The sequence below is a fragment of the Pseudomonas sp. UBA1879 genome (assembly GCF_002338065.1).
Classification (GTDB): domain Bacteria; phylum Pseudomonadota; class Gammaproteobacteria; order Pseudomonadales; family Pseudomonadaceae; genus Aquipseudomonas.
Genome location: NZ_DDHJ01000013.1, coordinates 211760 through 236662, shown reverse-complemented (window position 1 = coordinate 236662; position 24903 = coordinate 211760). Strand labels below are relative to the sequence as shown.

Annotated in this window: 21 protein-coding genes; 3 read left to right on the top strand and 18 right to left on the bottom strand. The window is 58.9% G+C overall.

From position 1 onward, the window contains the following. Positions 1–114: 114 nt before the first annotated feature. From nuoF to cspD, 15 genes are all read right to left on the bottom strand, one after another. Positions 115–1473, bottom strand: coding sequence for an NADH-quinone oxidoreductase subunit NuoF (gene nuoF / locus B3N48_RS13040; protein WP_296184171.1), 1359 nt, complete (start codon positions 1471–1473; stop codon positions 115–117). Beyond that, on the bottom strand, positions 1470–1967 hold the full coding sequence (gene nuoE / locus B3N48_RS13035) for an NADH-quinone oxidoreductase subunit NuoE (protein WP_093466804.1): 498 nt from the start codon (positions 1965–1967) through the stop codon (positions 1470–1472). Before nuoE ends, nuoF begins: the two co-directional genes overlap by 4 nt. Before the next feature lie 2 nt (positions 1968–1969). Beyond that, positions 1970–3751, bottom strand: coding sequence for an NADH-quinone oxidoreductase subunit C/D (nuoC, locus tag B3N48_RS13030; protein ID WP_296184169.1), 1782 nt, complete (start codon positions 3749–3751; stop codon positions 1970–1972). A gap of 72 nt (positions 3752–3823) precedes the next feature. Continuing rightward, entirely contained in the window at positions 3824–4498 is a 675-nt protein-coding gene (locus tag B3N48_RS13025) for a NuoB/complex I 20 kDa subunit family protein (RefSeq protein WP_074755324.1), read from the bottom strand. 10 nt (positions 4499–4508) lie between these two features. Further along, the gene (locus tag B3N48_RS13020; protein WP_108239282.1) at positions 4509–4922 is read right to left on the bottom strand and encodes an NADH-quinone oxidoreductase subunit A; all 414 of its coding nucleotides are present in this window, start codon (positions 4920–4922) and stop codon (positions 4509–4511) included. A gap of 481 nt (positions 4923–5403) precedes the next feature. Next, positions 5404–6729 (bottom strand): isocitrate lyase, encoded by a 1326-nt coding sequence (gene aceA / locus B3N48_RS13015; RefSeq protein WP_296184164.1) that lies wholly within the window; start codon positions 6727–6729, stop codon positions 5404–5406. Positions 6730–7378: 649 nt separating this feature from the next. Then, positions 7379–8167: a secretin N-terminal domain-containing protein gene (locus B3N48_RS13010; RefSeq protein ID WP_296184162.1), complete on the bottom strand. Its 789-nt coding sequence runs from the start codon at positions 8165–8167 to the stop codon at positions 7379–7381. A gap of 170 nt (positions 8168–8337) precedes the next feature. Then, positions 8338–8763, bottom strand: coding sequence for a GNAT family N-acetyltransferase (locus B3N48_RS13005; RefSeq protein ID WP_296184160.1), 426 nt, complete (start codon positions 8761–8763; stop codon positions 8338–8340). Then, positions 8756–9922 (bottom strand): cupin domain-containing protein, encoded by a 1167-nt coding sequence (locus B3N48_RS13000; protein ID WP_296184159.1) that lies wholly within the window; start codon positions 9920–9922, stop codon positions 8756–8758. The genes B3N48_RS13005 and B3N48_RS13000 overlap by 8 nt, the downstream gene beginning before the upstream one ends. A gap of 84 nt (positions 9923–10006) precedes the next feature. Further along, positions 10007–11377, bottom strand: a complete 1371-nt coding sequence (gene purB / locus B3N48_RS12995; protein ID WP_296184156.1) for an adenylosuccinate lyase — start codon at positions 11375–11377, stop codon at positions 10007–10009. Positions 11378–11509: 132 nt separating this feature from the next. Next, on the bottom strand, positions 11510–12130 hold the full coding sequence (gene hflD / locus B3N48_RS12990) for a high frequency lysogenization protein HflD (RefSeq protein ID WP_296184154.1): 621 nt from the start codon (positions 12128–12130) through the stop codon (positions 11510–11512). Continuing rightward, positions 12130–13260, bottom strand: coding sequence for a tRNA 2-thiouridine(34) synthase MnmA (gene mnmA, locus B3N48_RS12985; RefSeq protein WP_296184153.1), 1131 nt, complete (start codon positions 13258–13260; stop codon positions 12130–12132). Before mnmA ends, hflD begins: the two co-directional genes overlap by 1 nt. 70 nt (positions 13261–13330) lie before the next feature. Next, a complete protein-coding gene (locus B3N48_RS12980) occupies positions 13331–13771 on the bottom strand; it encodes an NUDIX hydrolase (protein WP_296184152.1) in 441 nt (146 codons plus the stop codon). Positions 13772–13974: 203 nt separating this feature from the next. Further along, a complete protein-coding gene (locus B3N48_RS12975) occupies positions 13975–16200 on the bottom strand; it encodes an NADP-dependent isocitrate dehydrogenase (protein ID WP_296184150.1) in 2226 nt (741 codons plus the stop codon). Between the two features lie 631 nt (positions 16201–16831). After that, the gene (gene cspD, locus B3N48_RS12970; RefSeq protein ID WP_296184149.1) at positions 16832–17101 is read right to left on the bottom strand and encodes a cold shock domain-containing protein CspD; all 270 of its coding nucleotides are present in this window, start codon (positions 17099–17101) and stop codon (positions 16832–16834) included. A gap of 222 nt (positions 17102–17323) precedes the next feature. Here cspD and clpS point away from each other — a divergent pair, with 222 nt between their 5' ends. Both clpS and clpA read left to right on the top strand, forming a co-directional pair. Next, positions 17324–17686 carry an ATP-dependent Clp protease adapter ClpS gene (gene clpS / locus B3N48_RS12965; protein ID WP_296184148.1) on the top strand — a complete coding sequence of 121 codons (363 nt, stop codon included), beginning with the start codon at positions 17324–17326 and terminating at the stop codon, positions 17684–17686. Between the two features lie 29 nt (positions 17687–17715). Then, complete coding sequence (clpA, locus tag B3N48_RS12960) at positions 17716–19986, top strand: ATP-dependent Clp protease ATP-binding subunit ClpA (RefSeq protein WP_296184146.1); 2271 nt, start codon at positions 17716–17718, stop codon at positions 19984–19986. A 232-nt stretch (positions 19987–20218) separates the two neighbouring features. On the opposite strand, the gene infA is transcribed toward clpA, so the two are convergent. The 3 genes from infA to aat all read right to left on the bottom strand — a co-directional run bounded on the left by infA (position 20219) and on the right by aat (position 21983). Next, a complete protein-coding gene (gene infA / locus B3N48_RS12955; RefSeq protein WP_002553999.1) occupies positions 20219–20437 on the bottom strand; it encodes a translation initiation factor IF-1 in 219 nt (72 codons plus the stop codon). Between the two features lie 101 nt (positions 20438–20538). After that, positions 20539–21246: an arginyltransferase gene (locus tag B3N48_RS12950; protein WP_296184144.1), complete on the bottom strand. Its 708-nt coding sequence runs from the start codon at positions 21244–21246 to the stop codon at positions 20539–20541. Between the two features lie 47 nt (positions 21247–21293). After that, positions 21294–21983, bottom strand: coding sequence for a leucyl/phenylalanyl-tRNA--protein transferase (gene aat, locus B3N48_RS12945; RefSeq protein WP_296184143.1), 690 nt, complete (start codon positions 21981–21983; stop codon positions 21294–21296). 437 nt (positions 21984–22420) lie between these two features. On the opposite strand from aat, the gene ftsK reads away from it, so the two are divergent. Beyond that, a complete protein-coding gene (gene ftsK, locus B3N48_RS12940; RefSeq protein WP_296184141.1) occupies positions 22421–24829 on the top strand; it encodes a DNA translocase FtsK in 2409 nt (802 codons plus the stop codon). Positions 24830–24903 lie beyond the last annotated feature (74 nt).

The window sequence follows — 24903 nt, the reverse complement described above, 5'->3', positions numbered from 1 at the left end:
GGTGTCAGCGGGCGTGGCTAATGGAATCTCGGTGCTGCCACGGTTCAAACAGCCAGTGAGGCGCAACCGTGGCAAGGTCGATAGCCTGATGGGCCTATCGACCGATCAGTCTTTTTATGCGCCCGCTATCGTCGGACTCTTGACCTGACGGAGGTCGCCCGCACGCGCAGGTGCGATGCCGGCCTCGAATTCAGATCTGAAGTATTTGATCGCGCTGCCCAGAGGTTCCACCGCGCCCGGTGCGTGGGCGCAGAAGGTTTTGCCTGGACCGAGGAAGTTGACCAACCCCAGCAGCGTCTCGATATCGCCCGGTTGACCCTGGCCTTTCTCGAGGGCACGCAGCATCTTCACGCTCCATGGCAAGCCATCGCGGCAGGGGGTGCAAAAACCGCACGACTCCTGGGCGAAGAACTCTTCCATGTTGCGCAGCAGCGAGACCATGTTGACCTTGTCATCCACTGCCATCGCCAGACCGGTCCCCATCCGGGTGCCGACCTTGGCCACGCCACCGGCGTAGAACTGGCAGTCGAGGTGTTCAGGCAACAGAAAACCGGTACCGGCACCGCCGGGCTGCCAGCATTTGAGCTTGAAGCCATCGCGCATGCCGCCCGCGTAGTCTTCGAACAACTCGCGAGCGGGCAGGCCGAATGGCAGTTCCCAGATGCCGGGGTTCTTCACCTTGCCAGAGAAGCCCATCAGCTTGGTGCCGTGGTCTTCGCTGCCTTCACGGGCCAGGGATTTGTACCAGTCGTTGCCGTTGTCCACGATCGCCGGGACGTTGCACAGGGTTTCGACGTTGTTCACGCAGGTCGGTTTGCCCCATACGCCAACGGCGGCAGGGAAGGGCGGCTTGGAACGCGGGTTGGCGCGACGTCCTTCCAGCGAGTTGATCAGCGCAGTCTCTTCGCCGCAGATGTAGCGCCCGGCGCCGGTGTGGACGAACAGCTCGAAGTCGAAGCCGGTGCCGAGGATGTTCTTGCCCAGCAGGCCGGCAGCCTTGGCTTCGGCGACGGCACGGTTCAGGTGCTTGGCAGCCGTGACGTACTCGCCACGCAGGAAGATGTAGCCGCGGTAGGCTTTCAATGCGCGGGCACTGATCAACATCCCTTCAATCAGCAGATGGGGCAGTTGCTCCATCAGCATGCGGTCTTTCCAGGTGTTCGGTTCCATCTCGTCCGCGTTGCACAGCAGGTAGCGGATGTTCAGGGATTCGTCTTTGGGCATCAGCCCCCACTTCACACCGGTGGGGAAGCCTGCGCCGCCGCGGCCCTTGAGCCCCGAATCCTTGACCGCTTGCACGATCTCGTCAGGCGATTGCTGGGCGAAAGCCTTGCGCGCCGCAGCGTAGCCGTCTTTGGCCACGTAGTCGTCGAACCACACGGGCTCGCCGTCGTCGCGCAGACGCCAGGTCAGCGGGTGGGTTTCCGGCGTGCGCTGGATCAGGTTGGCCGGGCCGAAGGAAGTGATGGTCATACGTAACCCTCCAGCAGCTGGGCGACGCCAGCGGGCTGCAGATTGCCGAAAGTGTCGTCGTCGATCATGACCGCCGGCGCCTTGTCGCAGTTGCCCAGGCAGCAGGCCGGCAGCAGCGTGAAGCGGCCATCGGCAGTGGTCTGGCCCAGGCCGATGCCCAGTTTGCTCTGGATTTCACCGACGATGTCTTCGTGACCGGCGATGAAGCAGACCATGCTGTTGCAGACGCGGATGATGTGACGGCCCACGGGCTGACGGAAGATCTGGCTGTAGAACGTCGCCACGCCTTCAACGTCGCTGGCCGGGATACCCAGCACTTCGCCGATGGCGTAGATGGCGCCGTCCGGCACCCAGCCGCGTTCTTTCTGGACAATCTTCAGGGCTTCGATGGACGCCGCGCGCGGGTCCTCGTAGTGATGCATTTCGTGCTCGATGGCCGAGCGCTCGGATTCGCTCAAGGCGAAACGGTCTGTCTGGATAAGCGTGCTGTTCATGCTTAGCGGTCCACGTCGGCCATAACGAAGTCGATACTACCCAGGTACGCGATCAAGTCCGCGACCATGCTGCCTTTGATCACCGAAGGGATCTGCTGCAGGTGCGGGTAGCTTGGGGTGCGAATCCGGGTACGGTAGCTCATGGTGCCGCCGTCGCTCGTCAGGTAATAACTGTTGATGCCCTTGGTCGCTTCAATCATCTGGAAGGATTCGTTGGCCGGCATGACCGGGCCCCACGACACTTGCAGGAAGTGCGTGATCAAGGTTTCGATGTGCTGCAGCGTGCGCTCTTTCGGCGGCGGCGTGGTCAGCGGGTGATCCGCCTTGTACGGGCCTTCCGGCATGTTGCGCAGGCACTGGTCGATGATCTTGATGCTCTGGCGCATTTCTTCGACGCGGACCATGCAGCGGTCATAGGCATCGCCGTTGTGGCCCAGCGGCACTTCGAATTCGAAGTTTTCGTAACCCGAGTACGGGCGCGCCTTGCGCAGATCGAAGTCGCAACCGGTGGAACGCAACCCGGCACCAGTGACGCCCCACGACAGGGCCTCCTTGGTGTTGTAGGCCGCGACGCCGATGGTCCGCCCCTTCAAGATGCTGTTCTGCAACGCGGCCTTGGTGTATTCGTCCAGGCGTTTCGGCAGCCATTCGACGAAATCCTTGACCAGCTTTTCCCAGCCACGCGGCAGGTCGTGGGCGACACCACCAATGCGGTACCAGGCCGGATGCAGACGGAAACCGGTGATGGCTTCGATCACGGTGTAGGCTTTCTGGCGGTCGGTGAAGGTGAAGAACACCGGGGTCATCGCACCGACGTCCTGAATATACGTACCCAGAAACAGCAGGTGGCTGGTGATGCGGAAGAACTCGGCCATCATGATGCGGATGACGTCGACCTTCTCGGGCACCTTGATGCCCGCCAGCTTCTCGACCGAGAGCACGTACGGCAGGTTGTTCATTACGCCGCCGAGGTAGTCGATACGGTCGGTGTACGGAATGAAGCTGTGCCAGGACTGACGCTCGGCCATCTTCTCGGCGCCACGGTGGTGGTAGCCGATGTCCGGTACGCAGTCGACGATCTCTTCACCGTCCAGTTGCAGCACGATACGGAACGCACCGTGAGCGGAAGGGTGGTTCGGCCCCAGGTTGAGGAACATGTAGTCCTCGTTGGTGCCGGAACGCTTCATGCCCCAGTCTTCCGGACGGAAGCGCGCAGCTTCTTCTTCCAGTTGCTGTTTGGCCAGCGTCAGGCTGTACGGGTCGAATTCGGTGGCGCGGGCAGGGTAGTCCTTGCGCAGCGGGTGACCTTCCCAGGTCGGCGGCATCATGATGCGGCTCAGATGCGGGTGGCCCGGGAAGTCGATCCCGAACATGTCCCACACTTCGCGCTCGTACCAGTTGGCGTTCGGCCAAATGCTGGTGACGGTCGGCACGCTGAGGTCGCCCTCGGCCAAGGCCACTTTGATCATGACGTCACTGTTACGCTCTACCGACAGCAGGTGGTAGAACACCGTGAAGTCGGCGTCCGGCAGGCCACGTCGCTTGGTCCGCAGGCGCTCGTCGACGCCGTGCAGGTCGTACAGCATCGAGTACGGCTTGGGCACGTTGCGCAGGAACGTGAGGATTTCGAACAGCTTGGCGCGCGCGACCCACAGCACGGGCATGCCAGTGACGGTGGATTGGGCGGTGAACGCATCGGCGCCAAAACGGTTATGCAATTCAACGACGACGTCTTGGTCGTCAGCCTTGTAAGGCGGGATGTACAGAGCGGTGTCTGCAGTCATAGGTCTCGATCGCTATCGGTCAACGTACAGAATGAACCCAGGTTCAGGCTTCTTTTTGTAAAGAAAGCTGGATCAGACTTCGTCGGGGCTGCGCAGGTTGGTCACCGCGATACGCTGTTCGCGGCGCTGTTCCTTTTGCGACGGCATCTCGGCGCGATAAACGCCTTGATCGCCGACGACCCAGGACAGCGGACGACGCTCCTGACCAATGGATTCCTGCAACAGCATCAGGCCTTGCAGAAATGCCTCTGGGCGGGGCGGGCAGCCGGGCACGTAGACATCCACAGGCAGGAACTTGTCCACGCCCTGCACAACGGAATAGATGTCATACATGCCACCGGAGTTGGCGCACGAGCCCATGGAAATGACCCATTTGGGTTCGAGCATTTGCTCGTAGAGACGCTGGATGATCGGAGCCATCTTGATGAAGCAGGTGCCGGCGATGACCATGAAGTCGGCCTGGCGCGGTGACGCCCGGATCACTTCAGCGCCGAACCGCGCGATATCGTGAGGCGCCGTGAAGGCGGTGGTCATCTCCACGTAGCAGCAGGACAGACCGAAGTTGTACGGCCAAAGGGAGTTTTTACGACCCCAGTTGACAGCACCGCTCAGTACGTCCTCGAGCTTGCCCATGAAGATGTTTTTGTGGACTTGATCTTCTAACGGATCGGAGACGGTTTCCCGTTCGCCAATCGGATACTGCTCGTTAGGAGCATCGGGGTCGATCCTGGTGAGATTGTATTGCATTGCCAAAGCCTCATTGTTTTAGCTTCGCCTGCCGGTTACGACGACCAACGGGAGCCCAATCGAGCGCCCCTACCCGCCATAGGTAGACAAGACCTGCCAACAGAATTGCTATGAAAACGAGAGCTTCGGCGAAGCCGGTCCAGCCGCTTTCGCGGACGGACACAGACCAGGCGTACAGAAAGAGGGCTTCGATGTCGAAAATCACGAAGAGCATCGCGACCAGATAGAATTTTGCGGAGAGCCGCAGGCGGGCGCCACCTGTAGGCAGCATGCCGGATTCGAATGGTTCGTTCTTGCTGCGGCCCCAGGCCTTGGAACCGAGCAGACTGGAAAGACCCAGCATGAAAGCGCAGAGGCCGATGACGCCCAAAAGGAAGATGGCGAAGCCCCAGTTGTGGGCAATCAAACCTGTCGATTCGGACATGCTGGCAATCCTTAACAGAGAGCAGAGGTCTCTGAGCTTGAAAAGAGATAGAGGCAGTGACGATATGTCGCAGAGCGATCAATCCCGAGATTTTATGTGCAAAACAGGGGCAAGTAAATTTTCTACATCAAATTTATTCACAGGATTAATGAGCCACGTCACGGAACATCCGCTTCGGGCCGCTGACGCCGGGCATTACAGCTCATTTGATTAATTATGTTTTAAGTGATCGGGGATGAAAAAGCGTCGTATCAAATGATAATTAATATCATTTGAAACTGTATTGGCTGAGTGTCACCGGACAGTGACAAGTTGGCGATGGAGTTTCGATCAGATTAAGCGGTTTTAGCGATATCTGTATTAATCAATCCAAGTCGATTCGTCTTATCTATCGGAAATAACCGAGTCTCGGAGTAGGACATTAATCGCCCTGACATAACAAAGGCCGCGCGTGGGCGGCCTTTGCGTTAAGCGGCGTCACTCAGTGGAATTGCTCTTCCTCGGTGGAGCCGGTCAGTGCGGTGACTGAAGACTGGCCACCTTGAATCACGGTGGTCATGTCGTCGAAGTAACCGGTGCCCACTTCTTGCTGGTGCGCCACGAAGGTGTAGCCCTTGGCGGCGTCAGCGAATTCCTGCTCTTGCAGCTTCACGTAGGCGGTCATGTCGTTACGGGCGTAGTCGTGGGCCAGGTTGAACATGCTGTGCCACATGTTGTGGATGCCCGCCAGGGTGATGAACTGGTGCTTGTAACCCATTGCGGACAGCTCGCGCTGGAATTTGGCGATCGTGGCGTCATCCAGGTTCTTCTTCCAGTTGAACGATGGCGAGCAGTTGTAGGACAGCAGCTGGTCCGGGTATTCCTTCTTGATCGCTTCAGCGAAGCGACGCGCCTCGTCCAGATCCGGCTTGGCGGTCTCGCACCAGATGAGATCGGCATACGGCGCGTACGCCAGGCCACGAGCAATGGCCTGGTCCAGGCCGGCGCGCACTTTGTAAAAGCCTTCAGGCGTGCGGGTGCCCGTTACGAAGGGTCTGTCATAGGGGTCGCAGTCCGAGGTCAGCAGGTCTGCAGCGTTGGCGTCGGTACGCGCCAGAATGATGGTCGGCACACCCGCGACGTCAGCCGCCAGGCGCGCAGCCACCAGCTTCTGCACGGCTTCCTGGGTGGGTACCAAGACCTTGCCGCCCATGTGGCCGCATTTTTTCACCGACGCCAGTTGGTCTTCGAAGTGAACGCCGGCAGCGCCTGCTTCGATCATGCTTTTCATCAGTTCGTAAGCGTTCAGAACGCCGCCGAAGCCTGCTTCGGCGTCAGCCACGATGGGTGCGAAATAGTCGATGTAGCCCTCGTCGCCCGGGTTCTTGCCGGCTTTCCACTGGATCTGGTCGGCGCGGCGGAACGCATTGTTGATGCGCTTGACCACGGTGGGAACCGAATCGACCGGGTACAGCGACTGGTCGGGGTACATCGACTCGGCCGAGTTGTTGTCCGCCGCCACTTGCCAGCCGGACAGGTAGATCGCTTGAATGCCTGCTTTCACTTGCTGCACGGCCTGGCCGCCGGTCAGGGCACCCATGCAGTTGACGAAGTCTTTATCGGGACGGAAGGACGGTTTCGCGCCTTGGGTCACCAGGTTCCAGAGTTTTTCAGCGCCCAGTTTGGCAAACGTATGTTCTGGCTGGATCGAACCACGCAGGCGGACGACGTCAGCAGCAGAATAGGTGCGGGTCACGCCTTTCCAGCGTGGGTTCTCGGCCCAGTCTTTTTCGATGGCTGCAATGTGTTGTTCGCGTGTCAGTGCCATGGGGTAAACCTCGTCGCTTGGTCTTGTGGGTCTAGAGGTAAAGCGTGTTGTTTGGTAAGCGCCTGAGGTTTCTTCAGGGCGCACTTTTGGGTGCTCACGAAATCGGAAAGCATGCGTTGCAATCGGGGTATCTGTTCGCATTCACGGTAGTGAAGCGATGAAACGGCCTTTTGGGCTTAAAAGACGCGAAACGGCTCGATCTGGTTGGGTTCGAGCGCGATCTTGAGGCTTTCTGCAAAACCTCCTTTTTACGGGAACGAGGCCATCATGCCTCGGCTTTTTTTCGTCGTCAAACGTTTTGTAGTGATATTTTTATCTCACTACACGATTCGTCTAATGCGACTCATGGGTCAGGTTTGGGCTTAAGGGTGCTGATACCTGCCAGCCCTTCTGGGACTGGGCGGTCACGGGCAGGAGGAATTATGTAGTGCGAAGCAGCGCACTACATAATGTGTAGGGTGGCTGTTTGAAGCAGCTGTAGCAGCGCGGCTTGCCACTGGTGAAGAGCCTGAAAGCGTCAACGTCAGCGAGCAGAAGATCTGTAGGAGCGAGCTTGCTTGCGATTGTGGTGCGTCAGACACATCCAAGTGTGTGATGGGCACTCTTCCGAACAAGCTCATTTCCGGCAGGGTGAATGGTTTCGTCAGGATCAATCCAGGCTGTCGACTTTGACGCGCAGCGTCATGTCGTCGCGGCCTTGGGTCGAGTAGCGGCGGGTGACGCCCTGTTCGTCTGCGCGGGATTGGTCGCTGACTCCAGCCAAGGTGATCCACTCGCCCAATCGCCCGCTGACTTGCGTATCGGTGCTCTGGACTTTGATGGCGTCGGCCTGCTGCTGGCTCATGCGATCGTTGTTGGTACTGATGCTCAGGTGAACGATGTCACCCGTGATCGAAGCGGTCACGTAAAACCCGCGGGTGACATTGCGATATTGCGTGTTGGTTTGCGCGTAGCCGTAAGAGTCGGTCTGTACATTGGTGATCGGGACGCTCTGGCCCACCTGGATCAGCGCGGGCGTGCCTTCGTTGGCCTGCACCTGCTGCACGCCGCCATCACGACTCGCCGTGCCGTAATTGATGATGCGGGTCTTGCCGTCGGCGCTAACACGGCCGTTTTGTGAGCGTACGGTGCCGTTCACTGAATAGCCCTGATCGTTCTGTACTGTGTTGTCACTGGTGTCGACGCTGATCATCAGGCGCTTGGGCGCGGTATCGAGCTGCGACAGCACCTCGCGCAGCTCGCTGATCTTGCCGGGTTCGGCGTTGACGATCAGCTTATTGCCGTAGGCATTCACAGTGCCTTCATCGCCCAAAAACGATTTGACGGTGGGCATCAGGTCGTCGCTGGTCCGGTAATTCAGGGGGATGACTTCGGTGGCGGCAACGGCCGTGAAGCTGCAAGCCAACAGCACTGAAGCGAGCTGGGTGCGTAACGACATCGGTGTGATCTCCGCGAAGGGGGCGAATCAAAGCGTTGAGTGTGCCAGTTTGTCGGCCTGCACACGGGCAAATTGAATCGCAGACAGCAGAACGCCCCGGCGTCCTCGTTTCAGCATAGTCAGCTGACGCGAAGGCGGCGGGGCGCTGAGTGCGCGCAAGCAGAATGTGATCAGTGCGAGCTGCGCACCATATCAACGTGGGGCAAACCGGCTTCGAGGAACTCATCGCTGACCACGGTGAAGCCAAAACGCTCATAGAATGCCGTCGCGTAAACCTGCGCGCTGAGTTTCTGCACGTTGAGGTCGCGCTTTTCGGCTTCGGCAATCACGAAGTGGAGCAGTGCGTCACCGACATTGAGACCGCGCCAGTCCTTGAGCACTGACAGCCGGCCGATTTCGCCGTCTGGCAGCAGGCGTGCGGTACCGATTGGATACTCGCCCTCCATTGCCAGGAAGTGCAGGGCGCCAGCATCTTCGGCGTCCCATTCCAGTTCGGGCGGTACCGATTGCTCGGCGACGAACACAGCGTCACGAATACGCCGTATATCGGCGTTGTCTTTCTGCCAGTCGGCTACCCGTACGTGGATCTTATTCATCAGCAAACCCCAGACTTCCTTGTTTGACCAGCTCACACAGCAGGTGACGACCATCGTCGTCTGCCAGCCAGTGACCCAGATTGTCGATATGCAGTGCATCGGCTGAGCAGACCAGTTTCAACAGCTCGCGCAGACGACCGGGCAGCAGTCGGCTCTGGCCACTGGCAAACAACAGCAGGTCTTCATCGACTTCAGACCAAGCCAGGCGCGCGCTCGGGTTGCGAATCAGGATCGCGCCCTGTTCCAGGCTGTCGAGCAGCTCGGCGTCATCAAGCTCGGGACCGACCACCAGCTCCGGGTAACGCGGCTCGGTCATGAACTGCCCGAACCAGGTCAGCAGCAGGCGTTCGTCACTCATGTGTTCGGCGAGCAGCGCTTTCAAGCGATCCAGGGCGTCGCGCTGGATCTGGTGCGGATCGCTGACCGGCTGGGCGTCGGCATCGGTGTAGCGTTCTTCGTCGGACATGAACTGGCTGAGGAAGTCGGTGAAGTGGGTCAACACTTCGGCCGCGCTCGGGGCGCGGAATCCGACGGAATAGGTCAGGCAATCGTCGACGGCAACTCCCCAATGAGCCAGACGCGGTGGCAGGTACAGCATGTCGCCCGGTTCCAGCGTCCATTCATCGGTGCCCTGGAAGTCGGCGAGAATGCGCAAGTCGGCATGCTCCAACAGTGGACTGTCGGTATCGCACATCTGGCCGATCTTCCAGTGGCGCTTACCGTGGCCTTGTAGCAGGAAAACGTCGTAGTTATCGAAGTGCGGACCGACGCTGCCACCCGGCGCTGCATAGCTGATCATCACGTCATCGATGCGCCAGCTGGGCAGAAAGCGGAAGTTGTCCAGCAGTTCGCCGACTTCTGGCACGAACTGGTCGACTGCTTGAACCAGCAACGTCCACTCTGTTTCTGGCAGCTTGCTGAACTCGTCTTCGGCGAACGGGCCTCGACGCAATTCCCACGGGCGCACGCCATTCTCAATGATCAGGCGCGATTCGATTTCTTCTTCAAGCGCCAGGCCAGCCAGTTCGTCCGGGTCGATCGGGCTTTCGAAGTCCGGGATCGCTTGGCGGATCAGCAGGGGTTTTTTCTGCCAGTAATCGCGCAGAAACTCGCGCGCAGTGATGCCACCGAGCAGCTGAACAGGAATATCAGGATTCATGTGTAACCTATTGAAAAAACGTGTTTTCCAGACTGGAATAAAAACGCCCGGCTCGGCCGGGCGTTCAGAGCGTAGGCGGTCGGGTCAGATGCGCTGGGCTTGTGCCACGGCATTGCCGATGTAATTCGCCGGGGTGAGCTTTTTCAGCTCGGCCTTGGCGTCGGCAGGCATCTCCAGGCCATCGATGAAAGTCTGTAATGCTTCCGGGCTGATGCCCTTGCCGCGGGTCAGCTCTTTCAGTTTTTCGTAAGGGTTCTCGATGTCGTAGCGGCGCATTACGGTCTGAATCGGCTCGGCCAGTACTTCCCAGCACGCATCCAGATCGGCTGCGATCTTCTGCTCGTTCAGTTCCAGCTTGCCGATGCCCTTGAGGCTGGCTTCGTAGGCGATCACGCTGTGGGCAAAGCCCACGCCGAGGTTGCGCAGCACGGTGGAGTCGGTCAGGTCGCGCTGCCAGCGGGAAATCGGCAGCTTGCTCGCCAGGTGCTGGAACAGCGCGTTGGCGATGCCCAGGTTGCCTTCTGAGTTTTCGAAGTCGATCGGGTTGACCTTGTGCGGCATGGTCGATGAGCCGATTTCGCCGGCGACGGTCTTCTGCTTGAAGTAACCCAGGGAGATATAGCCCCAGATGTCGCGGTCGAAGTCGATCAGGATCGTGTTGTAGCGCGCAATGGCGTCGAACAGCTCGGCGATGTAGTCATGCGGTTCGATCTGCGTGGTGTAGGGGTTGAAGCCCAGACCCAGTTCGTCTTCGATGAACGCGCGGGCGTTGGCTTCCCAGTCGATGTCCGGGTAGGCCGACAGGTGAGCGTTGTAGTTGCCGACGGCGCCGTTGATTTTCCCCAGCAGCGGAACGGCGGCGACTTGAGCGATCTGGCGCTCCAGGCGGTAGACGACGTTCGCCAGCTCTTTGCCGAGGGTGGTCGGCGAGGCAGGCTGGCCGTGGGTGCGCGACAGCATCGGCACGGCGGCAAAACGGATCGCCAGCTCGCGGATCGCGTCGGCGATCTGACGCATCAGCGGCAGCAGCACGGTGTCGCGGCCTTCGCGCAGCATCAGCGCGTGGGACAGGTTGTTGATGTCCTCGCTGGTGCAGGCGAAGTGAATGAATTCGCTGACTTTAGCCAGTTCCGGCAGTTTGGCCGCCTGCTCCTTGAGCAGGTATTCGATGGCCTTCACGTCGTGGTTGGTGGTGCGCTCGATCTCTTTAACGCGCTCGGCGTGTTCAAGAGCGAAGTCATCGGCCAATGCATCGAGGATAGCGTTGGCTTCGGCGGAAAATGCCGGGACTTCAGGGATTTGCGAGTGTGCCGCCAGGCGCTGAAGCCAGCGAACCTCGACGAGGGCGCGGAAACGGATCAGGCCGTATTCGCTGAAAATAGGGCGCAGGGCCTGGGTTTTGCCGGCGTAGCGGCCGTCTACAGGGGAAACCGCAGTGAGCGAAGAAAGCTGCATGGGGTGCTCTCGGACAGTCGGGCAACGAAATGGGGCGCGTATCATACATGAAAATTCGGGTCAGCCGAGGCCGACTGGCCGAGATGGATCGCGCCGTGTGTGCGTAACGGGTTATTTCCGGGGGTGTGGCATTCAGCCGTGCATCAGCGGATACAGTTCTTTCAATAACTTGCGACGGCTGATGACCAGTTGCCAGCGGTGACCGCCCACTTGTCGCCAAAGTCGCGCGCAGCGAATACCGGCCAGTAACAGCGCCCGGATTTTCGAGGCATTGTTGGGTTGCTGCAGGTTGCGCATGTCGCCATGGACCTGAATCCGCTGGCGCAAGGTGCTGAGGGTGTCCTGATAGAGCGCGCCGCTGGCGGCGATCACGTTCTCGTGAACGATGCCGAAGTGCTCGACCTGTGACTGGATCTGCGGCAGCCGCTTGCCAATGGTTTCCAGCATGTCGTCACGCTTGGACAGCTGGCGTTCGAGCCCCAGCATGGCCAGGGCGTAGCGTAATGGCTCCCGTTGCAGGGTGCCTGGGTCACGTTCCAGCGCGCTGGCCAGTGCGCGATAGCCCTCGCGCAGGTTCAGGTCGTCACCGCCAAAAACGTCCAGGGTGTCCTTGGGGTCCATGACCAGTAATCCGCCCAACAGGCAGCCCACGGCGGCCTCGCTGGCCTGGCCGGTCTTGGCGATACGGTCCACCAGCACGGCAGCCTGAAAGACGCCGCCCAGTGCGGTGAGTTGCTCTTGAATCGGACTCATCACTGCGGGTCCTTGCTGTGCCAGGGTTCGGCGATTTCGATGACGCCGCCACCGAGGCAGATTTCACCGTCGTAGAACACCACGGACTGACCCGGAGTGACGGCACGTTGTGGTTCGTCGAACGTGGCGCGGTAGCCGGTGGCGGTGCGTTCCAGCGTGCAGCGTTGATCGCCCTGGCGGTAACGCACCTTGGCGGTCAACTGGCGCGGGGTGCTGAAGTCGATCGGATTGACCCAATAAATCTCCGACGCAAGCAGGGCGCGGGAGAACAGCCAGGGATGCTCATTGCCCTGGCCGACGATCAATTCGTTGTTGACCAGGTCCTTTTCAAGCACGTACCACGGCGCGTCGCCTGCGTCTTTCAGGCCGCCGATGCCCAGGCCCTGACGCTGACCAATGGTGTGATACATCAAGCCGGCGTGGCGCCCGATGACTTCACCGTGGGTGGTCTTGATCTCGCCCGGTTGCGCCGGGAGGTACTGCTTGAGGAAATCGGTGAAGCGACGCTCGCCGATGAAGCAGATCCCGGTGGAATCCTTCTTCTTGGCGGTTGCCAGCTGGTATTTCTCGGCAATGGCGCGGACTTCCGGCTTCTCAAGCTCGCCGACCGGGAACAGCGTCTTGGCAATCTGTTCGCCCGCGACGGCGTGCAGGAAGTAGCTTTGGTCCTTGTTGGGGTCCAGGCCTTTGAGCAGTTCGGTGCGGCCGTTGGTGTCGCGACGGCGCACGTAATGACCGGTGGCGATCAGGTCGGCACCGAGCATGAAAGCGTAATCGAGGAAGGCTTTGAACTTGATTTCGCGGTTGCACAGGATGTCCGGGTTCGGCGTGCGTCCGGCCTTGTACTCTTCGAGGAAATGCTCAAAGACGTTATCCCAGTACTCGGCGGCAAAGTTCACCGTGTGCAGCTTGATCCCAATCCGGTCGCACACGGCCTGGGCGTCCGCGAGGTCGTCCATGGCGGTGCAGTATTCCGTTCCGTCGTCTTCTTCCCAGTTCTTCATGAACAGGCCTTCCACCTGATACCCCTGCTCCATGAGCAGAAGGGCGGAGACCGAAGAATCCACGCCGCCGGACATGCCGACAATGACGCGCTTCTTTTCTGTATCGGAAAAGGCTGAATCAGACATAGGAGTTCGATGGGTAGCTTGGAAAAGGACGCGATTCTAGCAGGGAGTGGGCGCCAAGGCTAAAAGCTATTCAATTGCGTACCACGTCGAGACTGTGCACGGGGCCTGCCAGGTAGTCGTCCAGGCACTCGAGTACCAGATAGCTGCGCCACCGGTCGGGTTGGCTCGCCAGTTCCTCACGGGTCAGCCACAGCGCGCCATCGATGTCGGTGTCCAGGTCGCGCTCTGGATGGTGCTGGATCGGTTTGGCAGCGAAGCACACGCGCTGGTAGGTCACGCCGTTGCCGGGGGCGGTGTACAGATAAATGCCGACTACGCCGGTCAATTCGACGTCCCAAGCAGTTTCTTCCAGCGTTTCGCGGATCGCGGCGTCGCGCAGGGTTTCGTCCGGTTCCAGATGGCCGGCGGGCTGATTGAGCACACGCTTGCCATGCTTGGTTTCTTCAACGAAGAGAAAGCGGCCGTTGTCTTCGACGATGGTGGCGACAGTGATGTGGGGTTGCCAGGTCATGGATATTCCGCTCGTGCGGCAGGTGTAAACCACTGTGGGAGCGAGCTTGCTCGCGAAAGCGGTTTGCCTGTCGGCAGTGATGTTGAAGCTCAGGACCCTTTCGCGAGCAAGTCGCTCCCACAGGCCATAGGTCCGGATTGCAGAAGTGCGCAGAAACACAAACCCCGGCACTGGGCCGGGGTTTGTAATCGAGCGTCAGAACCTTACTTCAGCGCGCTGATGGCGTCGTTCAGGGTCTTGCTTGGGCGCATGGCTTTGCTCGCCAGTTCCGGGGTGGCGAAGTAATAGCCGCCGATGTCCAGAGGCTTGCCCTGCACGCCGTTCAGCTCGGCGACGATGGTCGCTTCGTTGTCGGTCAGGGTCTTGGCCAGCTGGGTGAACTTGGCTTGCAGCTCTTTATCTTCGGTCTGAGCGGCCAGGGCCTGAGCCCAGTAGGTCGCCAGGTAGAAGTGGCTGCCGCGGTTATCAATACCGCCCACTTTGCGCGAAGGCGACTTGTTGTTGTCCAGGAACTGGCCGGTGGCCTTGTCCAGGGCAGTAGCAAGTACCAGCGCCTTCGGGTTGTTGTAGGCGTTGCCCAGGTGCTCGAGAGAAGCGGCCAGTGCCAGGAATTCGCCCAGCGAGTCCCAACGCAGGAAGTTCTCTTCGTTCAGCTGTTGAACGTGCTTGGGTGCCGAACCGCCAGCGCCGGTTTCGAACAGACCACCGCCGTTCATCAACGGAACGATCGACAGCATCTTGGCGCTCGTGCCCAGTTCCATGATCGGGAACAGGTCGGTGAGGTAGTCACGCAGCACGTTACCGGTGACCGAGATGGTGTCCTTGCCCGCGCGGATGCGCTCCAGGGAAACCTTCATCGCGTCGACAGGCGATTTGATGCTGATGTCCAGGCCCGTGGTGTCGTGATCCTTCAGGTACTGCTCGACCTTCTTGATCATCACGGCGTCGTGGGCGCGCTGTGGGTCCAGCCAGAAGATGGCCGGGGTGTTGCTCAGGCGCGAACGGTTGACGGCCAGTTTGACCCAATCCTGGATTGGCGCGTCTTTGGTCTGGCACATGCGGAAGATGTCGCCCGCTTCAACGTTCTGCTCCATCAACACCTGACCTTTGTCGTCGGTGACGCGAACCACGCCGTCAGCTTCGATCTGGAAGGTCTTGTTGTGGGAGCCGTACTCTTCGGCTTTTTGCGCCATGAGGCCAACGTTCGGCACGCTGCCCATGGTGGTCGGATCGAATGCGCCGTGTTGCTTGCAGTCTTCGATGACAGCCTGGTAGATGGTGGCGTAGCAGCGATCCGGGATCACGGCCTTGGTGTCCTGCAGGACGCCGTCGTTGTTCCACATCTTGCCGGAATCACGAATCATCGCTGGCATCGAGGCGTCGACGATGACGTCGCTCGGTACGTGCAGATTGGTGATGCCTTTGTCGGAGTTGACCATGGCCAGGGCAGGGCGGGTCGCGTAAACGGCTTTGACGTCTGCTTCGATCTGCGCTTGCTGATCGGCCGGCAGGTCCTTGATACGGGCGTACAGGTCGCCGATGCCGTTGTGCAGGTTGAAACCGATTTCCTTCAGGACTTCGGCGTGCTTGTTCAGCGCTTCCTGGTAGTACTCGGCCACGAACTCGCCGAACATGATCGGGTCGGAGACCTTCATCATGGTGGCTTTCAAGTGCACGGAGAACAGAACGCCGAGTTTTTTGGCGTCTTCGATTTCCTTGGCCACGAACGCGCGCAAGGCTTTTTTGCTCATGACGGCGCAGTCGATGATCTCAGCCGCCAACACCGGGGTCTTTTCTTTCAGAACGGTGGTCTTGCCATCTTTGCCGATCAGCTCGATCTTCACGGAGCCTGCATTTTCGATCAGCGCGGATTTTTCGCTGCCGTAGAAGTCGCCGCTGTCCATGTGGGCAACGTGAGACTTGGAGTCTGCTGCCCAGGCGCCCATTTTGTGTGGGTGCTTGCGCGCGTAGTTCTTGACCGAAAGCGGGGCGCGGCGATCGGAGTTACCTTCACGCAGTACCGGGTTCACGGCGCTGCCTTTGACCTTGTCGTAGCCGGCCTGAGCGACTTTGTCGGCTTCGGTGACGACTTCGTCCGGGTAGTTGGGGACGTTGTAGCCCTTGGCTTGCAGCTCCTTGATCGCGGCCTTCAGTTGTGGAACCGAGGCGCTGATGTTCGGCAGCTTGATGATATTGGCTTCCGGCGTAGTCGCCAGTTCACCCAGCTCTGCCAGATCGTCGGAAACCTTCTTGTCGCCCAGCTGCTCAGGAAAGCTGGCAAGGATACGGGCTGCAAGGGAGATGTCGCGAGTCTCGACGGCGATGTCAGCGGAAGCGGTGAACGCTTCGATGATCGGCAGCAGTGAGTAGGTGGCGAGGGCAGGAGCTTCGTCGGTGAAGGTATAGATGATCTTCGAGCGGTTGGACATTTTCGGGATAACTCTCTTCTTTGCTGAGCGTACACAAAATTTCGAGATGCGCAGGGTAGGCACTTTCGCCCAAGGAAACGATGAGCCGAAAGTCGAGAATTTCGTCGCGTGATTTGGGGTTCATCAATCGAGCGTCAAGCGACCGAATGCGGGTTGAGCGTCCGGCCTTCGAGGGCTGAAAGTCGCGTTTCAGGTGGCTCGGCCCCCAATGACCCTGTGGTCACCGGCGGCGAGTATACCACCGGTCCCGGCCATTAATACGATAGTAGTGTCAACGCTCGACGCTCGCGTTGATCGGTTCAGCCTCCCGGTTGCCACCGCAGAAATTCCGCAAAACCTTGAAGCCCGCGTCTCACGGGGTCTGCGGCAGACTGTCGCAGTCGTTGAAGCGTAGTGAAGGCTTCGTGAATCGCAAGCCGGTTTTCGACTAAAGGAGCATTGGATACGGGGGAAGGGGTTCTCGATCCTGCACGCCGGTACAGGAGTAGTCCCGGGCTGAGGCCAGTTTTGCCGTCTCTGCAGGTCTGTGTGGCTTCTATAGATAGAGAACCTCGGTGACCGCGCATAAAAAAACCGGTCAGCCCAATGACAGGCTGACCGGTTTTAGAGTCTCGCGCTTGAACGGTCCGGCTCAGGCGTGAACTTTGCTATGTTCGTGCTGCGTACTGGGTGCGGGCGTCGTTGCTGGTTTGGATTGATCCATCGCTTTGATTTCAACAGCGTGCAAGCCTTTCGGACCCTGGATGATCTCGAAAAAGACCGGCTGGCCGGCCTTGAGCGTTTTATACCCTTCCATCTTGATCGCGGAGTAATGAGCGAACAGGTCCTCGGACTTGCCGTCTTCAATAATGAATCCAAACCCCTTGGCGTTGTTAAACCACTTGACTTTACCGCTTGTCATAACCACATCCCTCTGCAAAGGACTCCGATGGGAGTATCATCACCTCTCATCCGCCGGACCTAAAAAATTTTGGTTGACTGCGCGGACCCTTTTTACCCAATGTGGGTTCTATTGTTTGTACCACCGATTAGCCGATAGTCAAGGTCATGTGACGGTCCAATCGATAATGTGCATGATCATGACCACTCTATTTAATTTCGTCCCCTACGAACGTCCTTTACCATGCATGCAATGAGCAAGATTCGACTAACATTCAATCAGGATGACCCGCAGTCCCATGAGGACGACGCGGCGGGCATCGCGGTGCAGGAAGCCAAGCCGACATTGCAGGTGCCACCGATGTACAAGGTGGTTTTGTTCAACGATGACTACACACCCATGGATTTCGTTGTCGAAGTGCTGGAGGTGTTCTTCAATTTGAATCGTGAGCTGGCGACCAAGGTCATGCTGGCCGTCCATACAGAGGGACGGGCAGTGTGTGGATTGTTTACCCGCGACATCGCCGAGACCAAGGCAATGCAGGTCAACCAATACGCCAGGGAAAGCCAGCATCCGCTACTCTGTGAGATCGAGAAGGACGGTTAACGCCGGACACTTGGGTAAGAGGTGAAGCTATGTTAAACCGTGAGCTCGAAGTCACCCTCAATTTGGCTTTCAAAGAGGCCCGCTCCAAACGTCATGAATTCATGACCGTCGAGCACCTCTTGCTGGCCCTATTGGACAATGAGGCTGCCGCCACTGTTCTGCGTGCCTGCGGCGCAAACCTCGACAAACTCAAACACGACCTTCAGGAGTTCATCGACTCCACGACGCCGTTGATCCCTGTCCATGACGAGGATCGCGAGACGCAACCGACTTTAGGCTTCCAGCGTGTGCTTCAACGTGCGGTTTTCCATGTGCAGAGTTCCGGCAAGCGTGAAGTCACTGGCGCCAATGTGCTGGTGGCGATCTTCAGCGAGCAGGAAAGTCAGGCGGTGTTTCTGCTGAAACAGCAGAGCGTTGCCCGTATCGATGTCGTCAACTACATCGCTCACGGCATCTCCAAGGTGCCTGGGCAGGGCGATCACTCTGAAGGTGAGCAAGATATGCAGGATGATGAGGGCGGTGAGTCTTCTTCTTCGGGCAATCCTCTGGATGCCTATGCCAGCAACCTGAATGAGTTGGCTCGTCAGGGCCGCATCGATCCCCTCGTTGGCCGTGAGCTGGAAGTCGAGCGTGTCGCTCAGATTCTCGCGCGCCGTCGTAAGAACAACCCGCTGCTGGTCGGTGAGGCCGGTGTCGGCAAAACCGCCATCGCCGAAGGTCTGGCCAAGCGCATTGTCGACAATCAAGTGCCCGACCTGCTGTCCAACAGCGTCGTCTACTCCTTGGACCTTGGTGCATTGCTGGCCGGTACTAAATACCGTGGCGATTTCGAAAAGCGCTTCAAAGCGTTGCTCGGTGAATTGAAAAAACGCCCGCACGCCATTCTGTTCATCGACGAAATCCACACCATCATTGGTGCCGGGGCTGCGTCGGGCGGCGTGATGGACGCTTCCAACCTGCTCAAGCCATTGCTGTCTTCCGGTGATATCCGTTGCATCGGTTCGACCACGTTCCAGGAATTCCGCGGCATCTTCGAGAAAGACCGTGCGCTGGCCCGTCGCTTCCAGAAAGTTGACGTGTCCGAGCCGTCGGTCGAAGACACCATCGGCATTCTGCGTGGCCTGAAAGGCCGTTTCGAGCAGCACCACAACATCGAATACAGTGATGAAGCGCTGCGTGCCGCTGCCGAACTGGCGTCGCGCTACATCAATGATCGCCATATGCCCGACAAGGCCATCGACGTCATTGACGAGGCAGGTGCCTATCAGCGTCTGCAGCCGGTCGAGTCGCGGGTCAAGCGCATCGACGTGCCGCAAGTGGAAGACATCGTCGCGAAAATCGCGCGGATTCCTCCAAAACACGTCAACAGTTCCGATAAGGAATTGCTGCGTAACCTGGAGCGCGATCTGAAGTTGACCGTGTTTGGCCAGGATGCGGCCATCGATTCGCTGTCAACGGCGATCAAGCTGTCGCGTGCCGGGCTCAAGTCGCCAGACAAGCCTGTCGGTTCGTTCCTGTTCGCGGGGCCTACCGGTGTGGGTAAGACCGAGGCCGCGCGGCAGTTGGCCAAGGCGTTGGGAATCGAGCTGGTGCGTTTCGATATGTCCGAATACATGGAGCGTCATACCGTGTCGCGCCTGATCGGTGCTCCGCCGGGCTACGTTGGGTTCGATCAGGGCGGTCTGTTGACCGAGGCCATTACCAAGCAGCCTCATTGCGTGTTGCTGCTCGATGAAATCGAGAAAGCGCACCCGGAAGTCTTCAACCTGCTGCTGCAGGTGATGGACCATGGCACGCTGACCGACAACAACGGCCGCAAGGCGGATTTCCGCAATGTGATCGTGATCATGACGACCAACGCCGGTGCTGAAACCGCGGCGCGCGCTTCGATTGGTTTCACCCATCAGGATCACTCCTCTGATGCGATGGAGGTCATCAAAAAGAGCTTTACGCCAGAATTCCGCAACCGTCTGGACACCATCATCCAATTTGGTCGCCTCAGCCATGAGGTCATCAAAAGCGTGGTGGACAAGTTCCTCACCGAACTTCAGGCACAGCTGGAAGACAAGCGGGTCCTGCTCGAGGTTACCGATGCGGCCAGGAGTTACTTGGCTGAAGGTGGGTATGATGCGGCAATGGGCGCTCGCCCGATGGCACGCCTGATCCAGGACAAGATCAAGCGTCCACTGGCCGAGGAAATCCTCTTTGGCGAGTTGTCCGAGCATGGCGGTGTGGTTCACATCGACTATAAGGATGGCGAGATCACCTTCGACTACGAAACCACGGCCGAGATGGCCTGACGTTTCGCGGCAACACAACAGAAAGGCGCCCAGTGGCGCCTTTCTGATTTCTGTAGATATCGCATCCTGCGAGTGTGCTTGCTCACGAAGAATGCGTCGGACGTTTGATCCTTCTCAGCTGCACCCCGTTGGTAAGCAGGCTCATTCCTACAGGTAGAGAAAAGGTGTTATCGATAAATGACGGGCAAACAAAAACGCCCGGTCATAAGCCGGGCGTTTTTGTTTGAACCTGCTAGCGGGCGCGGTAGGTGATGCGCCCTTTGCTCAGGTCATACGGCGTCAGTTCAACGCGGACCTTATCGCCGGTCAGAATACGAATGTAGTTCTTGCGCATCTTGCCGGAGATGTGCGCGGTTACGACGTGCCCATTTTCCAACTCCACACGGAACATGGTGTTGGGCAGGGTGTCGACGACAGTGCCTTCCATTTCGAAGCTGTCTTCTTTCGACATGCAGTAAAGCCCTCGGTATCCAATGAATGGCCCGGTGCAAACGGCAGCCAGGCAAAAGCGGGCTGCATTGTGCCCGAAAAGTGAGGGGCAAGCCAAGGGATTCAGTAAAGAGTGACCCATCTTTGGTTGGTCAACAGCTCGATGGGCCGGTATTGCGTCTTGTAATTCATCTTTTTGCAGTTCTTTATCCAGTACCCAAGGTACACCGCATGCAGTTGCAGGCGCGCAGCTTCGGCAATTTGCCAAAGGATGGCATAACGTCCCAGGCTGCGGCGTTCTTCGGAAGGCTCGTAGAACGTGTAGACCGCAGACAGACCATTCGGCAGCAAATCAGTGACCGCGACGGCCTTCAATCGCCCCTCAAGACGGAATTCGTAAAAACGGGAGAACGGCAAGTCGCGGACCAGAAAGGTCGAAAACTGATCGCGGCTGGGCGGGTACATGTCGCCATCGGCATGACGCTGCTCGATATAGCGCTGGTACAGGTCGAAATATTCTTCGCTGAAATGCGGCTTGGTGCTGAGGACTTCGATGTCCGCGTTGCGCTTGAGAATGCGTTTTTGCTGACGGTCGGGCGCGAAAAGGCCTACCGGGATGCGCGCAGGCACACAGGCGCTGCAGTTCTGGCAGTGCGGGCGATACAGATGGTCGCCACTGCGGCGAAACCCCATGTCGGAAAGGTCGGCATAGACCTGCACGTCCATCGGCTGGCTGGGATCGAGGAACAGCGTCGTCGCTTGCTCTTCGGGCAGGTAGCTACAGGAGTGGGGTTGAGTGGCATAAAACTTAAGCCGCGCCAGCTCGGTCATGATCAACCCTCGAGAAAAACTTTAGTTAAGAGTGTATGCCAGCCGACTCAACCTCGCCTAGGTAACCAGTCGGCGGAATGCGTCAGATCGAGGTGTTTATTCAGGTAGTCCGCAAAAGTTCGCCGCGAAATGGGACGGGCGCCGAAGCTTTGCAAGTGCTGTGTCGGCATCTGGCAGTCGATCAGGACAAACCCCCACGCCTTGAGATGCTGCACCAGCGTGGCAAAGCCGACCTTGGACGCGTTGTCGGTATGGCTGAACATCGATTCGCCGAAAAACAGCTGACCCATGGCCAAGCCATACAGGCCGCCGACCAGCCTACCGTTTTCCCATACTTCGACGCTGTGCGCGAAGCCGCGGGCATGCAGTTCGACGTAGGCCGCTTGCATGGGGCCGGTGATCCAGGTTTCGTCGGTATAAGCCCGAGGCCCTGCACAGGCGCGAATGACGGCGGCGAAATCCTGATCGAACGTCACTTCGAACCGCCCTTGTCGCAAAAGCTTCGCCAGGCTACGGGAAACATGCAGCTCATCCGGAAACAGGACGGTGCGCGGATCGGGTGACCACCAGAGAATCGGCTGGCCCTGCTGATACCACGGAAAGCAGCCATGGCGGTAAGCCTGGATCAGCCGATCGGCGGACAGATCGCCACCGCCTGCCAGCAAGCCGTTCGGCTCGCGCATGGCTTTTTCCAGCGGAGGAAAATCAAGGGTGTCGCGTTGTAACCAGGTCAGCATAACGTTCCGATTCGGCGAGAGGGGAGGGGAGCGCAGGGGCAACTGCAACTACGCGCCAGGAATGCGGTCACAGGCCGTTAACCGCCACTGCGTTGCGGCGCAGCGCGCGGATCTGAGACGCAGGTTTGCATCATGGCCATTCGACAGCTGCGAAGCGCGGGAAAAACACGTCATAACCCTTTGTCAGCAAAGAAAATGCATGCTCAAATTGTCCGTTGGTATCGATGCTTGAAGATCGGCGAGGTCCGCGCCAGACTAACGTGGCACGCAGCGCGCAAATCCGTACAATGCCCGATGCTGTTTAACCTCATTTTCTGTCACCTGTCGAGCGTGTATTCAACGCCACCCTGTCAGGATCGGTCTGCACTATTTCGTCAATGCAGTCGTATAGAGTCAACCACCCGATGTTCGCGCCAACGCGCAGGAATTGAAGCGTTTTGAAGAAATCCACCGTTGCACCCAGCCCCGTTCCGCTTTGGCGGCAGCATTTGCACTACCGACTCAAGGAAGGTGCGCTGATCGCGTTCGGCTTCCTGTGCCTGTACTTGATGATGGCCCTGTTGACCTACGACCAGGCCGATCCGGGCTGGAGCCACACCAGCAGCTCCGTGCAGGTGCAAAACGCCGCAGGCCGCGCTGGGGCGTTCTCCGCTGACATTCTGTTCATGGTGTTGGGCTATTTTGCCTACATCTTTCCGATCCTGCTTGGCGTCAAGGCGTACCAGGTGTTCCGCCAGCGGCACGAACCGTGGCAATGGAGCGGCTGGCTGTTTTCCTGGCGCATGATTGGCCTGGTGTTTCTGATACTGGCCGGGGCAGCGCTGGCGCATATTCATTTTCACTCTGCCTCTGGTCTGCCGGGCTCTGCCGGCGGCGTGTTGGGCGAGGTGCTGGGCGATCTGGCCAAGCGTGCGCTCAACGTGCAGGGCAGCACCTTGCTGTTCATTGCTCTGTTTCTCTTCGGCTTGACAGTGTTCACCGATCTATCGTGGTTCAAGGTGATGGACACCACCGGCAAGATCACCCTGGACCTGTTCGAGCTGTTCCAGGGCGCGATGAATCGTTGGTGGTCCGAGCGCAGCGAACGCAAACAGATGGTTGCCCAACTGCGCGAAGTCGACATGCGCGTCGATGAAGTGGTCGCGCCTGTGGTGCCCGATCGTCGTGAGCAGGCCAAGGCCAAGGAACGCCTGATAGAGCGCGAGCAAGCCTTGAGCGAGCATATGACTGCCCGGGAGAAGCACGTTCCTGCGGTCATCGCCCCGGCGCCGGTCAAACCGCCAGAGCCGAGCAAGCGCGTGTTGAAAGAGAAACAGGCACCTCTGTTCGTTGACAGTGCAGTCGAAGGCACCTTGCCACCGATCTCGATCCTTGATCCTGCCGAAAAGAAACAGCTCAATTATTCGCCAGAGTCGCTCGCGGCCGTGGGGCACTTGCTGGAAATCAAGCTCAAGGAATTCGGCGTTGAAGTGAGCGTGGACTCGATTCATCCGGGCCCGGTCATCACCCGTTATGAAATCCAGCCCGCTGCCGGCGTCAAAGTCAGCCGCATTGCCAACCTGGCGAAGGACCTCGCGCGGTCACTGGCCGTGACCAGCGTACGGGTGGTCGAGGTGATTCCTGGCAAGACCACCGTCGGTATCGAGATTCCCAACGAAGATCGCCAAATCGTGCGCTTCTCGGAAGTGCTGTCGACGCCCGAGTACGACAACTTCAAATCACCGGTCACCCTGGCGTTGGGCCATGACATCGGTGGCAAGCCGATCATCACTGACCTCGCCAAGATGCCGCACTTGTTGGTCGCCGGTACGACGGGCTCCGGGAAGTCGGTGGGTGTGAACGCGATGATCCTGTCGATCCTGTTCAAGTCTGGCCCTGAAGACGCCAAGCTGATCATGATTGACCCGAAAATGCTCGAGTTGTCGATCTATGAAGGCATCCCGCACTTGCTGTGCCCGGTGGTGACCGACATGAAAGACGCTGCCAACGCCCTGCGCTGGTCGGTGGCCGAGATGGAGCGTCGCTACAAGCTGATGGCCAAGATGGGCGTGCGTAACCTGTCGGGCTTCAACCACAAGATCAAGGAAGCGGAAGAGGCGGGTACACCCATTTCAGATCCGCTGTACCACCGTGAAAGCATCCACGATGAAGCGCCGCTGCTGACCAAGCTGCCGACCATCGTCGTGGTGGTCGACGAATTTGCCGACATGATGATGATCGTCGGCAAGAAGGTTGAAGAGCTGATCGCGCGAATCGCGCAGAAGGCCCGGGCAGCCGGTATTCACCTGATTCTCGCGACTCAGCGTCCTTCGGTTGACGTGATCACGGGCCTGATCAAGGCGAACATTCCGACGCGCATGGCGTTTCAGGTGTCGAGCAAGATCGACTCCCGGACCATCATCGATCAGGGTGGCGCCGAACAACTGCTCGGCCACGGTGACATGCTGTACATGCCGCCGGGCACCAGCTTGCCGATCCGGGTGCACGGCGCCTTCGTCTCCGATGACGAGGTTCACCGCGTCGTCGAAGCCTGGAAACTGCGCGGTACCCCGCAATACAACGACGACATTCTCAACGGCGTCGAAGAAGCCGGCAGTGGCTTCGAAGGCGGTGGCGGCGGCGGGGGCGACGGCGACGACGCTGAAACCGATGCGCTCTACGATGAGGCGGTCAACTTCGTGCTGGAAAGCCGTCGAGCGTCCATTTCGGCGGTGCAACGCAAGCTCAAGATTGGCTACAACCGCGCAGCGCGCATGATCGAAGCCATGGAAATGGCCGGTGTCGTGACCGCCATGAACACCAACGGCTCGCGGGAAGTGATTGCGCCCAGCCCGGCGCGTGACTGACACTTCAAAGCATCACGAATGACTGGACGGCGCCCGACAGGCGCCGTCCGGCTTTATTTGAAATCAAAGAGGAC